At 40.7% G+C, this 18,281-nt stretch carries 14 protein-coding genes and 1 rRNA gene; 4 read left to right on the forward strand and 11 right to left on the reverse strand.

The annotated features are described in order from the left end of the window. Window positions 1-16: 16 nt before the first annotated feature. Genes L2735_RS12270 through L2735_RS12285 form a run of 4 tightly spaced genes read right to left on the reverse strand, consistent with a single transcriptional unit; the run spans window position 17 to window position 2,791 of the window. Window positions 17-532 carry a pilus assembly protein PilP gene (locus L2735_RS12270; RefSeq protein ID WP_248984986.1) on the reverse strand — a complete coding sequence of 172 codons (516 nt, stop codon included), beginning with the start codon at window positions 530-532 and terminating at the stop codon, window positions 17-19. Beyond that, the gene (locus L2735_RS12275) at window positions 532-1,149 is read right to left on the reverse strand and encodes a type IV pilus inner membrane component PilO (protein WP_248984987.1); all 618 of its coding nucleotides are present in this window, start codon (window positions 1,147-1,149) and stop codon (window positions 532-534) included. The genes L2735_RS12270 and L2735_RS12275 overlap by 1 nt, the downstream gene beginning before the upstream one ends. Next, on the reverse strand, window positions 1,146-1,724 hold the full coding sequence (locus L2735_RS12280; RefSeq protein WP_248984988.1) for a PilN domain-containing protein: 579 nt from the start codon (window positions 1,722-1,724) through the stop codon (window positions 1,146-1,148). Before L2735_RS12280 ends, L2735_RS12275 begins: the two co-directional genes overlap by 4 nt. Continuing rightward, window positions 1,712-2,791 (reverse strand): pilus assembly protein PilM, encoded by a 1,080-nt coding sequence (locus L2735_RS12285; RefSeq protein ID WP_248984989.1) that lies wholly within the window; start codon window positions 2,789-2,791, stop codon window positions 1,712-1,714. Before L2735_RS12285 ends, L2735_RS12280 begins: the two co-directional genes overlap by 13 nt. A 188-nt stretch (window positions 2,792-2,979) precedes the next feature. Between L2735_RS12285 and L2735_RS12290 the strand changes: the two genes are divergently transcribed. Beyond that, complete coding sequence (locus L2735_RS12290) at window positions 2,980-5,583, forward strand: penicillin-binding protein 1A (RefSeq protein WP_248984990.1); 2,604 nt, start codon at window positions 2,980-2,982, stop codon at window positions 5,581-5,583. Between the two features lie 319 nt (window positions 5,584-5,902). On the opposite strand, the gene argH is transcribed toward L2735_RS12290, so the two are convergent. From argH to argC, 5 genes are all read right to left on the reverse strand, one after another. Then, window positions 5,903-7,267, reverse strand: a complete 1,365-nt coding sequence (gene argH, locus L2735_RS12295) for an argininosuccinate lyase (protein ID WP_248984991.1) — start codon at window positions 7,265-7,267, stop codon at window positions 5,903-5,905. A 128-nt stretch (window positions 7,268-7,395) separates the two neighbouring features. Next, on the reverse strand, window positions 7,396-8,616 hold the full coding sequence (locus tag L2735_RS12300; protein WP_248984992.1) for an argininosuccinate synthase: 1,221 nt from the start codon (window positions 8,614-8,616) through the stop codon (window positions 7,396-7,398). Window positions 8,617-8,693: 77 nt separating this feature from the next. Beyond that, complete coding sequence (locus L2735_RS12305) at window positions 8,694-9,599, reverse strand: ornithine carbamoyltransferase (RefSeq protein WP_248984993.1); 906 nt, start codon at window positions 9,597-9,599, stop codon at window positions 8,694-8,696. A gap of 13 nt (window positions 9,600-9,612) precedes the next feature. Beyond that, on the reverse strand, window positions 9,613-10,395 hold the full coding sequence (gene argB / locus L2735_RS12310; protein WP_248984994.1) for an acetylglutamate kinase: 783 nt from the start codon (window positions 10,393-10,395) through the stop codon (window positions 9,613-9,615). A 14-nt stretch (window positions 10,396-10,409) separates the two neighbouring features. Beyond that, complete coding sequence (gene argC / locus L2735_RS12315) at window positions 10,410-11,390, reverse strand: N-acetyl-gamma-glutamyl-phosphate reductase (protein ID WP_248984995.1); 981 nt, start codon at window positions 11,388-11,390, stop codon at window positions 10,410-10,412. A gap of 260 nt (window positions 11,391-11,650) precedes the next feature. Here argC and argE point away from each other — a divergent pair, with 260 nt between their 5' ends. From argE to L2735_RS12330, 3 genes are all read left to right on the forward strand, one after another. Next, window positions 11,651-12,802 (forward strand): acetylornithine deacetylase, encoded by a 1,152-nt coding sequence (gene argE, locus L2735_RS12320; protein WP_248984996.1) that lies wholly within the window; start codon window positions 11,651-11,653, stop codon window positions 12,800-12,802. 150 nt (window positions 12,803-12,952) lie between these two features. Then, on the forward strand, window positions 12,953-15,601 hold the full coding sequence (gene ppc, locus L2735_RS12325; RefSeq protein ID WP_248984997.1) for a phosphoenolpyruvate carboxylase: 2,649 nt from the start codon (window positions 12,953-12,955) through the stop codon (window positions 15,599-15,601). Next, the gene (locus L2735_RS12330; RefSeq protein WP_428848311.1) at window positions 15,601-16,137 is read left to right on the forward strand and encodes a YceB family lipoprotein; all 537 of its coding nucleotides are present in this window, start codon (window positions 15,601-15,603) and stop codon (window positions 16,135-16,137) included. The genes ppc and L2735_RS12330 overlap by 1 nt, the downstream gene beginning before the upstream one ends. 348 nt (window positions 16,138-16,485) lie before the next feature. Here the strand turns inward: L2735_RS12330 and L2735_RS12335 are convergent, their stop codons facing one another. Both L2735_RS12335 and rrf read right to left on the reverse strand, forming a co-directional pair. Further along, window positions 16,486-17,760: a CinA family nicotinamide mononucleotide deamidase-related protein gene (locus L2735_RS12335; RefSeq protein ID WP_248984998.1), complete on the reverse strand. Its 1,275-nt coding sequence runs from the start codon at window positions 17,758-17,760 to the stop codon at window positions 16,486-16,488. Window positions 17,761-18,162: 402 nt separating this feature from the next. After that, window positions 18,163-18,278 (reverse strand): 5S ribosomal RNA (rrf, locus tag L2735_RS12340). Window positions 18,279-18,281: the final 3 nt, after the last annotated feature.

An 18,281-nucleotide genomic window follows, 5' to 3' on the forward strand; every position in this document is an offset into this window, starting at 1 on the left:
CCTCATCCTTCGCACATTATTTGCCAGTTAGTTCTAAGTTGCTTGCTCTTTCAGCCCAGCAACCTGAACCATCAGGAATTAATTCTATAATTTCAATATATTGCGGTGTAACCTTACCTATTTTCCCATGGTAAAGTCCGAGATACTCACCGACCCCTAAGCGATAAACATTTGCATCAGATGACTCAACTAAAGCCCAAGTCGTTCCATCTTCACTCAACGTACCGCGCATTCTTAAATTGTCTATTGCATATGTTTCAAGACGACCTTTACGACGTTTTAAGTCAGGTTGAAGACAATTTCTACTGGTATCCACCACTTCCTCTGTTAATTCACGAGAAGGTGGTACAAAAGGACTGCGCATTAACTCTGCTTGATAGGCAAAGTGTTCAAACTTAGGTGTTTCTTTTAACGGAGGAATACGAGCAATATGCTGTGCTTTAGTCGTCGTAACAAACAACTCTAAATCACTGCGATCACCTATACAGCCAGTTAACATTAATACGAGAAATAATAAGGATAAGAATTTCATTATTTCTTCCCCTTATTTTGCTCAGCAGGCAACTGTGCGCCTTCTTTAAATCGATAGGTTTTCGCGAGAATATCCATCGATAAACTGCCGCTGTCATCACGTTTTATCACAAAATCATGCAAACTCACGATACGAGGTAACTTCGCAACGCCGCTGACCATGTTACCTAACTGATGATAGTCGCCTACAACTGCTATTTTAATCGGGAACTCTAAGTAGAAATCACGCTCGATTTCAGTGTCCCAATCCAAACTATTGATGCGGAGACCTGCATCTGTCGCAACGAAAGTTGTATCATCCAACAGACCTGGCATTTCATTTTCTGAAGGCAACATTTTAAGTAACTCAGCAAATTGCGCTTCCATTACTACAAGTTGTTCACGATACAATTTCAAGTTAGCCGCTAAGCGATATTTATTTTGAAAATCTTCTCTAAGGGTTATCTCCTGTCTTTCTTCTTGATCTAATACATCTAGTGCATCGGAAACAAACAAGTAATAACTTGCTCCCAATACCATCAATGAAAGAAAAATAGCAAAAACCACTTTAACTAATGTCGGCCAACCACCAATATTCTCAAAATCAATATCATTAAACTGCTCTAAGTCGAGATTCATTTTCGACCTCCTTCAGTTGTCTCTATTGGCTGAGTGTCATCAAAGATTGTCACTCGCAATCTAAATTTTTGTAATTGTCTTAAGTTTTCGTTTTGACTAATAATCGATTGCATACTTGGATCATTTAAATATTGCGATGTTTTTACTTTTCTCATCATGTTCGCAACATTGTTATTTGATTCACTTCTACCTTCAATCCAAAGTAAACTGCCTTTCTTTTCGATACTCGACAGATATATTCCAGGAGGCACAATTCTCACTAACTCGTCTAAAACATGTGTCGGCAAATTTCGAGATTGCTGAAGGTTTAATATAATCTTAGTTCGTCTTTCAATATCTTTCTTACGAGCCGTAATTTTTCTTATTTCTGCAATTTGGGCATCTAATAGAGATATTTCAGATTGTAAATATGCATTTCGTTGACGTTGATCATCAGTGACCACTTCAATAAAGCTTAATGCTAAAAATACAACTAAACAGGTAACTAAAAAAACTAACGCTAATATACCAATGTAATCTCTTTTTTGTTTTTCTCTGGCCTCTTCACGCCAAGGAAGTAGATTTATGTTCGCCATTGAGCGTAACTCCTAAGCGCTAAACCACATGCAACCATATATTTACTAATACTAGGTTCTAGCTGGTTTTTAATATCATCATCGGCATGTAAACAACCTTGGAATGGGTCAGCAACAATAGAATGCACCCCCAATTCATTAGTTAATAATGCTGTCATGCCTTCAAGTTTTGCAGTTCCACCACAGAGCACAATATAATCAACTTTATCTTTACCACTGGCGGTACAATAAATTTGAAGTGTACGTTTTATCTGTTGTAATAATTGTGTTTGAAAAGGCGATAGCACCTCAAACATATAATTACGCGGTAGTTCACCCGTTATTTTGGCATTTTCAGCTTCGTCATATTGCATGCCATAAAACGACAGAATCGACTGGGTAAATAATTCACCACCGAAAGCTTGCTCACGAATAAATGTTGTTTCACCGTTTTCAACCACAGCAAAAGTGGTCATATTGGCTCCAATGTCAACCAATACAACAGATTTCTCATTGGCGCCTTCAGGGAGTTGAGCAAGGATTAACTCAGACGAGCGCCCCAAAGCATAAGCTTCAACATCCACTACCTTAGTATCAAGTTCAATCGCATCTAATGAATCCATTCTGGAATCAATATTATCTGTACGACAAGCACTTAATAACACATCAACTTTCGTCGGGTCAGTTGTGTTGGCATTGAGTGTTTCAAAATCGATACTCACTTCGTCGAGTGAATATGGGATAAGGTTATCTGCTTCAATTTCAATTTGTGCTTCCATTTCTTCTTCATTTAATGAAGCATCCATGTAAATCACTTTGGTCATTACAGCAGAACCAGAGACAGCAACCGCAGCAGACTTAATTCCTTTTGGCAGCCCACGCCTAATATGCCTTAATGATTCAATAACAGCTTCTGAATCACGTATCTCATGATCGACAACTGCACCTTTTCTCAAAGGAGCAGATATATAGTTTTGAATTTTATATCCATCAGCGGTCTTACTCAGCAAAATGGCTTTAACTTCATGGGAACCAATATCGATTCCGACCATTTGCGGAGCTTGACGCTTCCAAAATTTAGAAAGCATATTCCGTCATCGCATTTATTTTTTTATATTTTAAAATAGATTAGCACAAAATCAACTCGTTATAAGTATTTGTATTAAATGTTTCTAAATTTTACAACTTGTTTTTTTCTGTTTTCATGTTTTTACTTCACCAAAAACCCTCCCGCTTATATACTAGCGGGCATATTTATGATTTTTGGAATATTTCGGTGAAGTGGTTAAAACGAATACTTATAGCTATATTTAGCTTAACTTTATTAGGCGTCGGCACGATTGTCGGGGCTTATTATTATCTTTTACCTGAATTACCGGATGTAAATACCCTTAAAACGGTAAAATTACAGACGCCATTAAGAATATACAGTAGTGATGGATTACTTATTTCTCAGTTTGGTGAGAAAAGAAGAATCCCAGTTGAATACCAGGATGTACCTGAACAATTAATTAATGCCGTATTAGATACCGAAGATGCTCGTTTTTTTGAACATAAAGGTATTGACCCAATCGGTATTGTTCGCGCTGCTGTCATTTTGGTAACGACAGGCAAAAAAAGCCAAGGCGCGAGTACGATTACTCAACAAGTCGCCCGTGGTTTTTTCTTGTCTCGTGAAAAGACCTATATTCGTAAAACAAAAGAAATATTCTTAGCATTAAAAATTGAAAAAGCACTTTCTAAAGAAGAAATCCTGACACTTTACTTAAACCGTTCTTTCCTCGGTAACAGAGCATACGGTGTTGGCGCAGCTGCCCAAGTTTATTATGGTAAAGATTTAACTCAACTATCGCTTCCCGAAATGGCGATGATTGCCGGCTTACCTCAGGCACCTTCTGCAGCAAATCCAATTCGAAACCCTGAGCGTGCTAAAACACGCCGAAACTGGGTACTGAGCAGGATGCTAGAAAAGCGCAACATTACAGAGGCGCAATACCAAGAAGCGATTAATTCTCCTATCACAGCTAAATATCATGGCGCTGAAATCGACTTATACGCGCCTTATATTTCAGAAATGGCACGTGAGTATATGGTGAAACAATATGGCGAAGAAGAAGCCTACACCAATGGCTATAACGTCTACACGACTATTTCGTCTGACTTACAATTAAAAGCACAAAGTGCATTGCGAGATAATGTTTTTGCTTACGATCAACGTCATGGTTATCGAGGTCCGATCGCTGAATTATGGTCGGCAGACCCGACATCAGATACCAATACAGAACCTATGACCACCAGCGATATTATCAGCAATTTAAAAAGTACTTCAGCCATGCAAGGCATTATGCCTGCTGCTGTTATTGCCGTTGAAGAACAGCAAGCAACAGTCTTAAACGCTAAAGGCGAAGAGATACTGCTAGAGTGGAATGGTTTAAAGTGGGCACGTAAATTTATTACTGATCGACGCCAAGGAACGCCACCTAAAAAAGCCGAGGACATTTTGGCTGTCGGCCAAAAGGTATGGATTAGAAATAACGGTGATTACTGGCAGTTATCTCAAATACCTCAAGTATCTAGCGCGACAGTTTCACTTGAGCCAAGTGATGGTGCTATTAAAACATTAGTCGGTGGTTTTAGCTTTACACAAAGTCAGTATAACCGTGTCACTCAAGCTAAACGTCAATTAGGTTCGAATATTAAACCGTTTATTTATTCTGCGGCGCTTGAAAAAGACTACAACTTAGCGACATTAATCAATAACGCGCCGATTAATAAACCTGACACTCGACAAGGTACTGCATGGCGCCCAAAAAATTCGCCTGATATATATGGTGGCCCAACCCGTTTACGTGTCGGTCTAGCACAATCGGTCAATGTGATGTCTGTGCGCGCTATGCGACATATCGGTTTAGATGACACCATAGCCAAATTAGTTGAGTTTGGATTCGATCCTGATGATTTACCACGTAACGAATCTGTCGCATTAGGCTCTCCATCAGTTACTCCTTTGCAGGTTGTTACCGCATTTAACGTATTCACTAATGGCGGCTACCTCGTAGAGCCTTATTTTATTAAGCAAGTGACGGACTCATTTGATAATGTCATTGAAAAAGCAAATCCACTGCTTGCTTGTACACCTATACAAGCCGATGAAGCTGATAATTTTACTCAAGCCGATGAAAATGATCCTTTTGCAGCGATGGCAGATGAATTTGCTCGTTCACAACAAGCTGAACCTGAAAAAGAACAAGCAGATCAAACCAATACGCTTGTTGGACAGTGCGGCGATGAAAATAGCCGTTATGCGCCTAGAATCATCTCTGAGCAAACAGCATTCCTGATAACTGAAGCACTGAAAAGCGTGATTTGGGGTGGCGGTGATTGGAGCAAAGGTACAGGTTGGAATGGTACAGCTTGGCGTGCATCACGATTAATTAAACGTCGCGACATCGCAGGTAAAACCGGTACCACCAATGAATCTCGCGACACTTGGTTTAGTGGATTTAATCCTACATTAACCTCAACATTCTGGGTTGGTTTTGATGATCATAGCCGTCGACTTGGCCGTACAAGTTGGGTGGCCGATGGACCCGAAAACCAAATATCAGGTGCCGAAGCTGGCGCTAAAACTGCAGGACCAGGTTGGAACGACTTTATGAATCAGGCGCTAAAAGGCACCGAGGAGAAAACGACTATTCCACCTAAAGGGATTGTTTCTGCTCGAATTGATTTAGCGACAGGGTTATTAACCCGTAAAACCGACCATACCACTTCGTTTGAGTACTTCGTCGAAGGAACAGAGCCAAAAGAATACGCAAAAGAAGAAGTTATTGATGACAACATTTTTATCGAGAATCCGACAGATGATTTATTTCAGTAATGATTGAATACCAGGATCAGAAACGCTAAATCTTGAATCTATAAAATAAAACGCATCAACTAAAAAGCCCTAAGTGAATTTCACTTAGGGCTTTTTTACTATTAAATCATCATCATGAACAATCTCCTATAAGCAGTCACTTATAAAAAATCACTCATAAAAAATAGCGCAATCATTCAGTTTGCTAATGACTATTTGCAAGCCAAAAATTCTTATAAACCAAAGCTCTTGTAAGCCAAAGCTCTTGTAAGCCAAAGCTCTTGTAAGCCAAAGCTCTCGTAAGCCAAAGCTCTCGTAAGCCAAAGTTCAAGCTATATGATTAGCCTTGTTTTGCTGCTAACGCTTGTTTCACTTGAATGATAGACGTCCCGCCTAAAGCTTCGCGTTTCTCTAAGCAAGATTCAATCGTTAAGCAGGCGTATACATCATCTTCGATAATGTCACTAAACTGTTTAAGCTCAGCAAGCGGCAGCTCTTCTAGCGGTGTTTGCTTGCCTATAGCAACCACTACCACTTCGCCAACGACATGGTGTGCTTCTCTAAATGGCATTCCCTTAGCCACAAGGTAATCAGCTAATTCAGTTGAGTTGGCATAGCCTTGCTGCGCAGCAGCTAATGTTCTTTCGCGATTAACTTGTAAACCACTTAACACTAATGCCGCCATTTCAAGACAAATAGCCCAGCTATCCATGACATCAAACAGGCCTTCTTTATCTTCTTGCATGTCTTTGTTATAAGCCAAAGGTAATGCTTTCATGGTGGTTAAAATACCCATTAAGCTGCCATAAACACGACCAGTTTTACCTCTAATAAGCTCGAGTGCATCAGGGTTTTTCTTTTGTGGCATTAATGAAGAGCCAGAAGTGACTTCATCGTCTAAATCAATAAAACCTGCTTCACCGCTGTTAAAGAAGATTAAATCTTCGGCCATACGGCTTAAATGCATCATGCTGATAGAAGCATCGCTACATAATTCAATCACATGGTCACGATCTGATACCGTATCAAGGCTATTCAATGTTGGCGCTGCAAACCCTAAAGATTTAGCGATTTCATGTCTGTCCATTGGGTAAGCTGTACCCGCTAACGCGCCTGAACCTAATGGACAAGTATCAGCACGTTTTAACGCATCTTCTAAACGGCTGATATCACGCTCAAACATTTCTACATAGGCTAAACACCAGTGGCCAAACAACACTGGCTGCGCTCTTTGTAAATGAGTGTAACCTGGCATGACTGCATCAATCTCACGCGCCGCAAGGTCGATTAAAGCGCCTCTGAGCTTTTTAAGCAGCGTTAGTGATTGCTCACCTTCTTTTCTGCACCACAATTTTAGGTCCGTTGCCACTTGGTCGTTACGTGAACGTCCAGTGTGTAATTTTTTACCCAAGTCACCGACTTTTGCGATTAAAGACTGCTCGACAAAACTATGAATATCTTCTGCGCCTGAAGCGATAATGGCTTCTGGTTTATCAGCAACTTCAGCTAATAATTCGTTTAATGCACCATGCAATTGCTCACATTCTTGTTGGGTTAAAATACCCACAGAAGTAATGGCCGTTGCCCATGCAATTGAGCCAACAATATCTTCTTCAATTAAACGATAATCGACTGGCAGTGAATCATTGAATAATTTAAATAATGCACTACTTTCTTGACTGAATCTTCCGCCCCATAAAGCCATGTTGATATCCTCTTGTTCAATTCTTTAATCAGTGTTGCTAAATCAATAATATTAAAACGAATATGAAAACGGGGCTTATACCTAAATGCAGATGTAAGCCCCGTTTAAAAATTATCTAACAGCTGAGCTTATTTGCTGTTGAGTGCTCTGATGCGACTAGATAAAGAATAAAGACGGATAAAGCCTTCTGCATCTTTTTGGTCATACACATCGTCATCGCCAAATGTTGCAAACTCTTCTGAGTACAAGCTATTTGGTGAGCGCTTCTTAACGACACTTGCTTGGCCCTTATAAAGTTTAATCACCACTTCACCATTAACCAGCTCAGCTAATGACTCTGACGCCGCAAGAAGTGAATTACATAAAGGGGTAAACCAACGTCCGTCATAAACTAAGTGTGCCATCTGTGCGCCAACTTGCTCACGCCACTCACGGCTGGTTTTATCAAGCACTAACTCTTCAATTGCACGAAGACCTGCAAACATAACGGTACCGCCTGGTGTTTCATAACAACCACGAGACTTCATGCCAACTAAACGGTTTTCGGTAATATCGATACGACCTACGCCATGGGCAGCAGCTTTTTCATTAAGCAACATAAGCGCTTGGTAAGGTGATAAAGCAACGCCATCAACCTGAGTCACACGACCATTTTCAATGTTTAATGCAACATATTCAGGAGTATTCGGTGCATCTTCAGGTGCAACCGTCATGGTCCATACTTCTTTACTTGGCTCATTCCAAGGATCTTCTAACTCGCCACCTTCATGGGAGATATGCCAAGCATTAGCATCACGACTGTAAATCTTGGTCGCTGAAGCTGTGGTTTCAATATTTCTTTCTGCTAAGTAATCCAATAAATCTTCACGACTTACCATTGACCATTCACGCCAAGGAGCAATCACTTTTAAATCAGGAGCAAGGGCAGCAAAACAACCTTCAAAACGAACTTGGTCATTACCTTTACCAGTACAGCCATGACAAACAGCGTCAGCGCCAACTTTACGAGCAACTTCAACCTGCGCTTTAGCAATAATTGGACGAGCCATTGAAGTACCTAGTAAATAAGTCCCTTCATAGATAGCACCAGTAGCAATCGTTGGATAAATATAATCAGCCACCAGCTCTTCTTTTAAATCAACGATGTAACATTCAGAAGCACCTGACTCAATGGCTTTTTCGTGCAGGCCTTCAAGCTCTGCATCACCCTGACCAACATCAGCACAAAAGGCTACAATTTCACAATTGTCATAGGTTTCTTTTAACCATGGGATAATAGCTGATGTGTCCAGTCCGCCTGAATAAGCTAATACGACTTTCTTAATGCTTGCTTGTGTTTCAATAGACATCTTTAATTCTTCCTAACGTAAACTGTGTAAAGCTGGCTCGCTAAAGTTATCAGCCAGCCAACGAAAAATGTTTGTCATTACCCTAATAAGGTAACCAATACTGCATTTTGAGCATGCATTCTATTTTCTGCTTGCTGCAGAATAAGCGAGCCTTCGCCATCAACAACTTCAGCTGTTGCTTCAACTTCTCTGTATGCAGGTAAACAATGCATAAAGAAGTTAGCATCCACTTTGGTCATCAATTCGATGTTCACTTGGTACGGTTTAAACTTGGCTTCAATCTCTTCCATTGAGGTGTTATCCCCCATAGAGATCCAAGTGTCGGTATATACTGCATCTTGCGGGCCCATTTCATTGACGTCTGAAGTTAAAATTAGCTCACCACCATGTTTAGCAGCTAACGCTTGAACTTCACAAACCACTTGTCCATCCGGGAAATGCCCTGGAGGACAAACGACTGTCATGGTTGCGCCAAGAATCGCAGCGCCATACATCAATGAGTGAGTGACATTATTACCATCACCTAGATAAGCTAATTTAACTTTACTCACATCATCAAACTTCTCAGATAAGGTCAGAAAATCAGCTAAGCCTTGGCATGGGTGATATAAGTTACATAGAGCATTAATAACTGGAACTGAAGCATGCTCAGCTAAACCCGCAATTGTTGTATGAGAAAATGTTCTCGCCACAATTGCATCAGCCCAACAAGAAATATTAGTCGCAAAGTCTGAAACCGGCTCGCGTTTACCTAACGCGCCATTTTGCTGATCTAAATAAACAGCATGACCACCTAATTTATTAATACCAATATCAAAACTGACTCGCGTACGAAGCGAAGGCTTTTCAAACAGCATTACGACACTTTTGCCTGCTAATGCTTGGTTGTAATCTGTAGGGTTAGCTTTAATCTTTTTTGCTAGCGCTAATAAATCTAATAACTCAGTTTGCGATAGGTCTTTTATTGACAATAAATGTTCCATTAGTAATTTACTCCTATGGCTGAATTTGGGTGCCAACGGATTTTCCGTTCGTTAAGGCAATTAATTGTTGAGGCTGTTTCCAAGATGCAACTTGCACTGGTTTACCCATCCATTGAGCAACTTCTAATGCCGCTTCTACTTTGACCTTCATTCCTTTTTCTATCACGCCTTGCTGAACTAAATCTGAAATTTGCTGTTGATTTAATTGCGCAATTAATTCGCCGCTACCATCTAATACGCCTGGCACATCAGATAATAAAACTAGCTGACCTTGTACTAATTTTGCTAACGCTGTGGCAGCTTGGTCGGCATTAACATTCAACATATCACCTTGAGGTGACACAGCAATCGAGCTGCAAATTGGCAACCAGCCCTGTGATAATAAATAATTTAAATAGCTCGGGTCATTTGGTGTGACTTCACCCACTAAACCTAAGTTTTCATTTTTAATTGATGCATTAACGGTATTACCATCAGCCAAGCTCATACCCACAGTCACGATACCCGCTTCAATTGCTGCAGCTTGTAATAGCTTGTTAGATGTTCCTGCTAATGCGCCAACTACAATTGGGATTTGATCGGCTGGTGTCACCCGTAAACCGTCAAGCTTGATGGTTTCTTTGCCATTGGCTGCAAGTTGCTCGTCAACTAAGCATCCTCCGCCATGTACAAAAATGACTTTCTGTCCTTGCGACATCATTTCGGCAACCACTGACATTAGCTCAGCCATTCCTGTGGTTGACTGAAGTAATGCGCCACCCACTTTAAGTACAATAACAGGCTTCATATCTGACATTTCATCTTCTCCTGTTAAAGATCAAAGTGAATTTTAATGCACTGTAAGCCTTGACTTGCAGCACCTTTCATTAAGTTATCAATCGCACTCGCCACAACTAGGTAGTGACTTTGAGGGTCGTATTTCCAACCTAATATGCAGTTTGGCGTGTTGACCACATCATCCACTTTAGGGAATTGATTATGCTTAACGCTAACTAATGGGCAATCGTCATATACTTGATATGCGGCTGCTACATCAGCTTCAGTAGTGCCTTTAGCTAATTGCACTGTAATGGTGGCTAAAATTCCACGTTTAAAATTACCTAAATGCGGCGTAAATATCACTTCTTGGCCCAAGTGAGTGGCAATTTCAGGTTGATGTCTATGACCTAATACGCCATACGGTGTCAGGCTCACTTCACAGAAACTAGTATGCAGTTGTGCTTTTCTGCCCGCACCTGTCACGCCACTTACCGCATTGATTACTGGATAAGCGTCAGTTAAAAATGGCTTTAAAGGTTTTAGAGCAGTTAATGACGCCGTTGGGTAACAACCAGGCACTGCAATCATTTTACTTTGAGCAATTTGCTGGTGATTCCACTCAGCTAGACCGTATACGGCATCAGCAAGCACTTCTGCTTGAGTATGCTCAAAGCCGTACCATTTAGGGTACTGCTCAACATCAGCAAAACGATACGCACCACTTAAATCAAAAACAGCTAAACCTTGTTGATAAAAGAATGCTGCAAGTTCTAAGCTGACCGAATGTTCTGTGGCAAGTACCACGGCATCGGCTTCTTCAACGATAGCCTGCTTAGCCGCAGCAGATAAAGGCGATAAAGGAATTTGAATATGTTGGTACGTTGGATACAAATCAGCGAGTAAACGGCCTTTATCAAGACTGTTCTCAGAAACGTATAAGCCTTGTATAGACAGTGATGCTTCAGCATCAATAAGAGCGGTGATTTGTGCGCCGGTATAACCACTTGCACCAATTATTGCGATATTTTTCATTATTTTGTCGTCTTTAAGTAAGTAAACTGTTGAAGATAAATCGATACATGAGCTGGGTGCTCGAGAATAAAACTATCGTCGAAGATAGTTTACCTTGGGATCTGTTACAGTGAGTTGAATCGCAATTAAATACATATCTATATTCTTAAATCATTATCAAGTTATGGTGATTACCTTAGCTGTTTGCTAGACTAACACAAATTATTACTTATGCAATAATAATGAATACATATTTATTGCGATAGATAAAAAAGGTTCCTATGAATTCATTACCTGAACTAAAAGATGCTTTTAAACAGCTGATTGCAGCGCCGTCAATCAGTGCATTAGAGCCAGAACAAGATATGAGTAACCATGCAGTTATCGAACTATTGCAATCTTGGTTTTCTGACATGGGTTTTGAGTGCACTGTGAGTACAGTGGCAGATAGCCGTGGTAAACAAAATTTAGTCGCAACTATCGGCTCTGGTAAAGGTGGGCTTTTACTTGCTGGACATACTGATACTGTGCCTTTTGATGAAGGACGCTGGAGTCAAAGCCCATTTGAACTGACAGAAAAAGATAACCGTTGGTATGGTTTAGGCACATGCGACATGAAAGGTTTTTTTGCGTTAATAATGGAAGCGCTTAAAACAGTGCCTTTACATGAGTTAAAACGTCCGCTGCATATCTTTGCAAGCGCCGATGAAGAAACCACCATGAATGGCGCCAAAGCATTTGCAGATTCAAAAAGTATTGCTCCTGATTATGCCATTATTGGTGAACCCACCAGCTTAAAACCGGTATATATGCATAAAGGCCATTTGGCACAAGGCATTCGAGTGATAGGTAGAAGTGGACATTCATCAGATCCTGCCAGAGGATTAAATGCCATCGAGATTATGCATCAAGTCGTCGGTCAATTAATGAAGCTTAAGCAACATTTAAGTGAAAATTACCACGAAAATGCCTTTAGCGTTCCTCACCCGACGATGAACTTTGGCCATATACACGGTGGAGATGCAGCTAATAGAATTTGTGGCTGTTGCGACTTACACCTCGATATCAGGCCTCTACCTGGTATTGAATTAGCCGATTTAGAACTCATGGTGATTAATTATTTATCGGAAATAAGTAAGCAATATCCAGGTAGTATTGAAATATCGACTTTATATCCTGGCTCTGAATCATTTGCAGGTAAAGTAGATAGCTATTGGACTAAGTTAGTAGCAGAAATCTCAAACACCCAACCAGAAGTCGTTAACTACGCTACGGAAGCCCCTTATATTAAACAATTAGGCTGCCAAACACTTGTAATGGGACCAGGTAGCATTAATCAAGCCCACCAACCGGATGAGTATATTGGCTTGGAGTATTTAACGCCCACGGTAGACTTACTTAAAAAGCTTATTTATCAGGCTTGTATTAAATAGTTGTGACCAACATCAATGATATATGCGTTATATGATTATGTATTTTAATTAATATATAGAAGCCATTGACCAATACCCTCGCAGCTCGCTATTGTGCTAGTTTGAGCAAAATATTTGTAACGGCTAATTAAGTTAACTTATGGAGTAATTATGGCAGAGCAAACCGCCGACATGTACGCATCTTTGCGTTCTAATGTGAGTAGCTTAGGGCAGATACTGGGTGATACCATGCGCGATCACCTTGGCGAAGCATTTCTCGAAAAGGTCGAGCAAATTCGTATTCTTGCAAAAGAATCACGTAAAGGTGATGCAGAGTCTCGACAGCAAATGCTGACCTTGTTGAATTCATTACCAGATGAAGAGTTAGTCCCTTTTGCTAAAGCCTTTAACCAATTCTTAAATTTAGCCAATATTGCTGAGCAGTTTCATACCATAAGCCGTAATTGTGATGAACTTGTTTGTGTCCCAGATCCAGTAGAACAGCTCCTTGGTCGCATGCTGAATAGCAACGCTAATGAGCAAGATGTCATTAATTGCTTAAAAACGCTTGATATTGACTTGGTGTTGACAGCGCATCCGACAGAAATCTCACGCCGGACACTCATCCAAAAGTATTCTGCTGTTGTCGATTGCTTAACCGAGCAAGAGAACAAGCAACTCACTGAACGCGAAAGAAACCAATCACATCTTAGATTACGTCAGTTAATCGCTCAAATATGGCATACTAATGAAATCCGTAATGAACGGCCGACTCCTGTTGATGAAGCTCGCTGGGGCTTAAGCACCATTGAAGCCTCATTATGGCAAGCAGTCCCTGACTTTTTACGCCAGTTAAACGATCATGTTGAAGCCAAAACAGGCCAACAAATTCCAGCTGACGTTTGCCCTGTCAGATTCTCAAGCTGGATGGGCGGTGATAGAGACGGTAACCCATTTGTTACCTCTGTTGTCACTGAAGAAGTACTGTTACGCAACCGTCATGCAGCCGCAAGACTGTACCTTAAAGATGTAGTGTCGTTAGTAAATGAACTATCGATGCAAGATGCCAATGCAGAGCTAATGGCGCTAGTGCCAAACAGTAAAGAACCTTACCGCGATATCTTAAGACATTTACGCCATAAACTACGTGGCACCATTGATTACCTTAATGCCCGTCTTGAAGGCCATCAACTCGATGTAAACCATAGTGACCTCATATGGGAGCTGGATGACTTAAAACAACCGCTAGAATTGTTATACCGTAGTCTTTCTGACTCAGGTATGCGCTTAATTGCGAATGGTCTTTTATTAGATATGTTACGCCGTTTAGCGTGTTTTGGTATTCACATGCTGCGGTTAGACATTCGCCAAGATGCGGAGCGTCATAGTGATGTTATAGCCGAGTTAACCCGCTATTTAGGCATGGGTGATTATGATCATTGGGACGAAAATGAGAAACAAGCCTTCTTATTGAGAGAGCTCACCAGTCGTCGACCTCTTATCCCAACAGACTGGCAACCGTCAGCAGATGTTCAAGAAGTCATTAAAACCTGCCAACTTGTAGCAACCCAACCTGCAACAGCACTAGGCTCGTATGTTATTTCAATGGCCAGCAAACCTTCTGATGTTTTAGCTGTTTTATTGCTTTTAAAAGAAACAGGCTGTCAGCACCCTATGCGTGTGGTGCCATTATTTGAAACCTTAAGCGATTTGAACACTGCCGCAGACTGTATGACCAAACTACTAGACATTGATTGGTACCGTGGTTACACCAAAGGTATGCAAGAAGTGATGATTGGTTATTCTGACTCAGCTAAAGATGCAGGTGTAATGGCTGCAGCTTGGGCGCAATACCACGCACAAGAGCAACTCGTCGCCGTGTGTAAAAAAGCGGACGTTAAGTTAATGCTTTTCCATGGTCGTGGTGGCTCGATTGGCCGTGGCGGCGGACCTGCACATAAAGCGATTTTGTCACAACCTCCGGGATCTGTGGACGGTCGTATTAGGGTGACCGAACAAGGCGAAATGATCCGCTTTAAGTTCGGCTTACCAAAAGTCGCCGTGCAAAGTTTAGCGCTTTACACATCAGCGGTGATGGAAGCGACATTATTACCACCACCAGAACCTAAACAAGAATGGCGCGACTGTATGCAGCGCATCGCTGATGATTCAGTCAAAGCCTATCGTGACATTGTCCGTGAAGAGCCTGACTTTGTAGCTTACTTTAGAGCCGCGACACCTGAAGTCGAACTTGGAAAGCTGCCATTAGGCAGCCGTCCAGCAAAAAGACGTGTTGACGGTGGTATTGAAAGTCTACGTGCAATTCCGTGGATTTTTGCTTGGTCACAAAACCGTTTAATGCTTCCAGCATGGTTAGGTTCTGGCGAAGCATTAACAGCGGCAAATGAGCGCGGTGAGTTTGAATTATTAAAAGAGATGGAGCTTAAGTGGCCATTTTTTGAAACTCGTATTTCAATGCTAGAAATGGTTTATATGAAAGCTGAGCCTAATCTTGCTCGCTATTATGAGAGCACTTTGGTGCCAGAGAATTTACATCATTTAGGTAAAAAGCTGCGTGCAAGTCTACAATTAGGTACAGAAGCGGTTTTATCTCTAACTGAAGCAGAAGAGTTAATGTCTCACACGCCTTGGAATAGAGAATCAGTTAAGCTTCGTAACCCTTATATCGATCCATTAAACTTTTTACAAGCAGAACTATTGGCACGTACCCGTAATGAGGAACAAGCCTCAAAGCAAGTTGAGTTAGCATTAATGCTAACCATTGCGGGTGTGGCTGCCGGAATGAGAAACACAGGATAATGACTTTGTTCAAAGCCAGTTTACTTTGCCTAATGCTACTACTGACTGGTTGCGCCAGTCAGTACAGCATTACTGAGTCAGAAGTAGAAGACTATTTGAATAATGAGATGCACTACGAAGTCTCTCAAGGCAATCAAATATTCGGCCTACAACTGAAACTCAATGATATGGAAGTGGAGCTAGGAAATAAGCCTAATACTATTTCAGTTACAGCACTGACTAAGATGGCCGTGAAAAATCCATTTAAGTCTATTTCTGCTGACATGGAAACCACTTTTGAAGCAGAGCCTTGGTATGACGTTGAAACCAAAAGTATCTTTTTGAAGAAACTGGACTTGGTTAGCGTTAAATCAGAACCTGCGGATATTGAACAAATGCTGAAACCCATCACTCCACAATTAATGATGTTTTTGCGAACATTTTTAGAGTCACAACCTGTATACGTGCTCGATACTAATGACTCGAACCAAGCATTAATGGCCTCGATGACAAAAGCTATTGAAGTGCAAAAAGGTAAGATTGTGATTAAGTTTTAACACTGAATATAATTTGCTGATGAAATAGTTTAGAAGCGCCTTAGGGCGCTTTTTTATTTCAAATTTAAAGTGTACTTACGAACTAATTAATACAAAAACACGATGGCAGAGCATAATTTGAACGGTTATAACTCATGTCGTTAAAGGATTAACTAACGTACGTCTAATTAAATTAAACCGTCGAAAAGCATTATTAATACAATTGGGTAGCTAAATTTATAATGTCAGCTAAAAATATCATTATCTGCTCGCAGACTAACTTTACTAAACAAATGATTTCCAATTCTCTTAGGGAAGAGCAACCTTACTGACCATAATTCCAATTATTTAGTCAATAAGGTCATCATTTTATTTAGCAAAACGTGATATAGAAGGGTAATCAACAATTACAGCTTCACCAAGCAAAGCACGTCTTAGCATGTCATAAGCAATCGCTGCACTGATACTACGCACTAACTGTCTAGAACGACTTGGTAATTTGACCATCTGGCTGTACACAGCATGTTTTGTAGCTAAAGCAATAGCAACTGTTCCTACAGGTTTTTCATCAGAGCCACCATCTGGGCCTGCAATACCGCTGGTAGACAGTGCAAAGTCGCTATCTAGTATATCCCTCGCCCCTCTAGCCATGGCTTCAACGGTTGCGATAGATACTGCACCATAGTCATCGAGGATCTGCGGATTAACGCCTAAAACTTTAACTTTTGACTCGTTACTGTATGTCACTAAGCCATGATGAAGATATGAAGAGCTTCCTGAAAAATCAATTAATTGACTGGTAATTAGCCCACCTGTACAAGACTCAGCAATACTCAAACTAAAACCTGATTGATAAAGTCTATTATGTATTTCTGCAGCTAGGGTTGGTCGATCTTCTGCAACAACTGCAATACCTAAAATCGCTTTCACTTGTTTGGTAATATTAGGCAACTTACTAATAGCTTTGTCACCACGAGCGAAAATCTTTATCTCAATATGCGGCATTGATGAGCGATAACCTAACATTATCCCATTAGGTAAGGTTAATTCAGATAAACTGTCTGCAAGAGAAGACTCACCATGACCAATGGTTAACAACTTCTTTAACGAGGTGTTTTCACTGATATCAAACTCTTCTTTAATAAAAGGAATAAATTGCTCTTTAATCATATGCTTTAATTCAAAAGGCACACCCGGAGTAAAGAACAACCATGCTTTGTTAAGCTTTACTCTGAAACCACAGGCAGTCCCAACAGGGTTATCTACCATAATCGCTGATTCTGGCAACCAAGCTTGCTTTAAATTGCTCTTAGCCATTTGTCTGTTGTTACGAGCAAACCATGCAATTAATTTCTCTCGCCATTCAACGTTCTCTACTAACGATTCGCCTTTAGCCATAGCCATCGCTTCAGCAGACATATCATCACTTGTTGGACCTAGGCCACCATTAACAATAATGACATCAGCGTGATGACTACGCTCAATGAAGGCATTCATTAACTCATCTAATCGATCGCCGACAGTGATTCGATGCTGAGTTTCTATCCCCAACTCCATCATCGTATTAGCAACCCAGGCTGCATTAGTATCAATAATCTGGCCAGATAACACTTCTTCGCCAGTACAAATCATTTCTAATTTCATTTTTGTCCCTAAAATGCTGACTTGGAAACTAAGCCAATATATAAAACCTATTTAATTGCCTAACAAGATAGCTGACCTATGTTAAACATCAACGAATTATCAATATTAATTCATATAACTAATCTCTTTTCATTAGTCGCTAGAGCTATAACAGTAATTAACTGTTGGAAATACTTGTTATAAAACTGGCAAGCAAATAGTAGATAAATTTTTGATACTGTGACTTGTTAACTCTTAATTAAGATAGCTAGGTGCTTGGCAATGATTCACTTTTTTCTATCCTTGTAAGGACACATGGGCATACCGACCACACTGTTAGCTATTAATATGGTTTAACTTGACGCTAAATTCCAGACACAAAAAAGCCCTAACACATTGTGTTAGGGCTTCGTCGTATTAGGCGCTTGGCGATGACCTACTTTCACATGGGGAGACCCCACACTATCATCGGCGCTATTGCGTTTCACTACTGAGTTCGGGATGGGATCAGGTGGTACCACAATGCTATTGTCACCAAGCAA

Source organism: Shewanella olleyana (assembly GCF_023283825.1).
GTDB lineage: Bacteria > Pseudomonadota > Gammaproteobacteria > Enterobacterales > Shewanellaceae > Shewanella > Shewanella olleyana.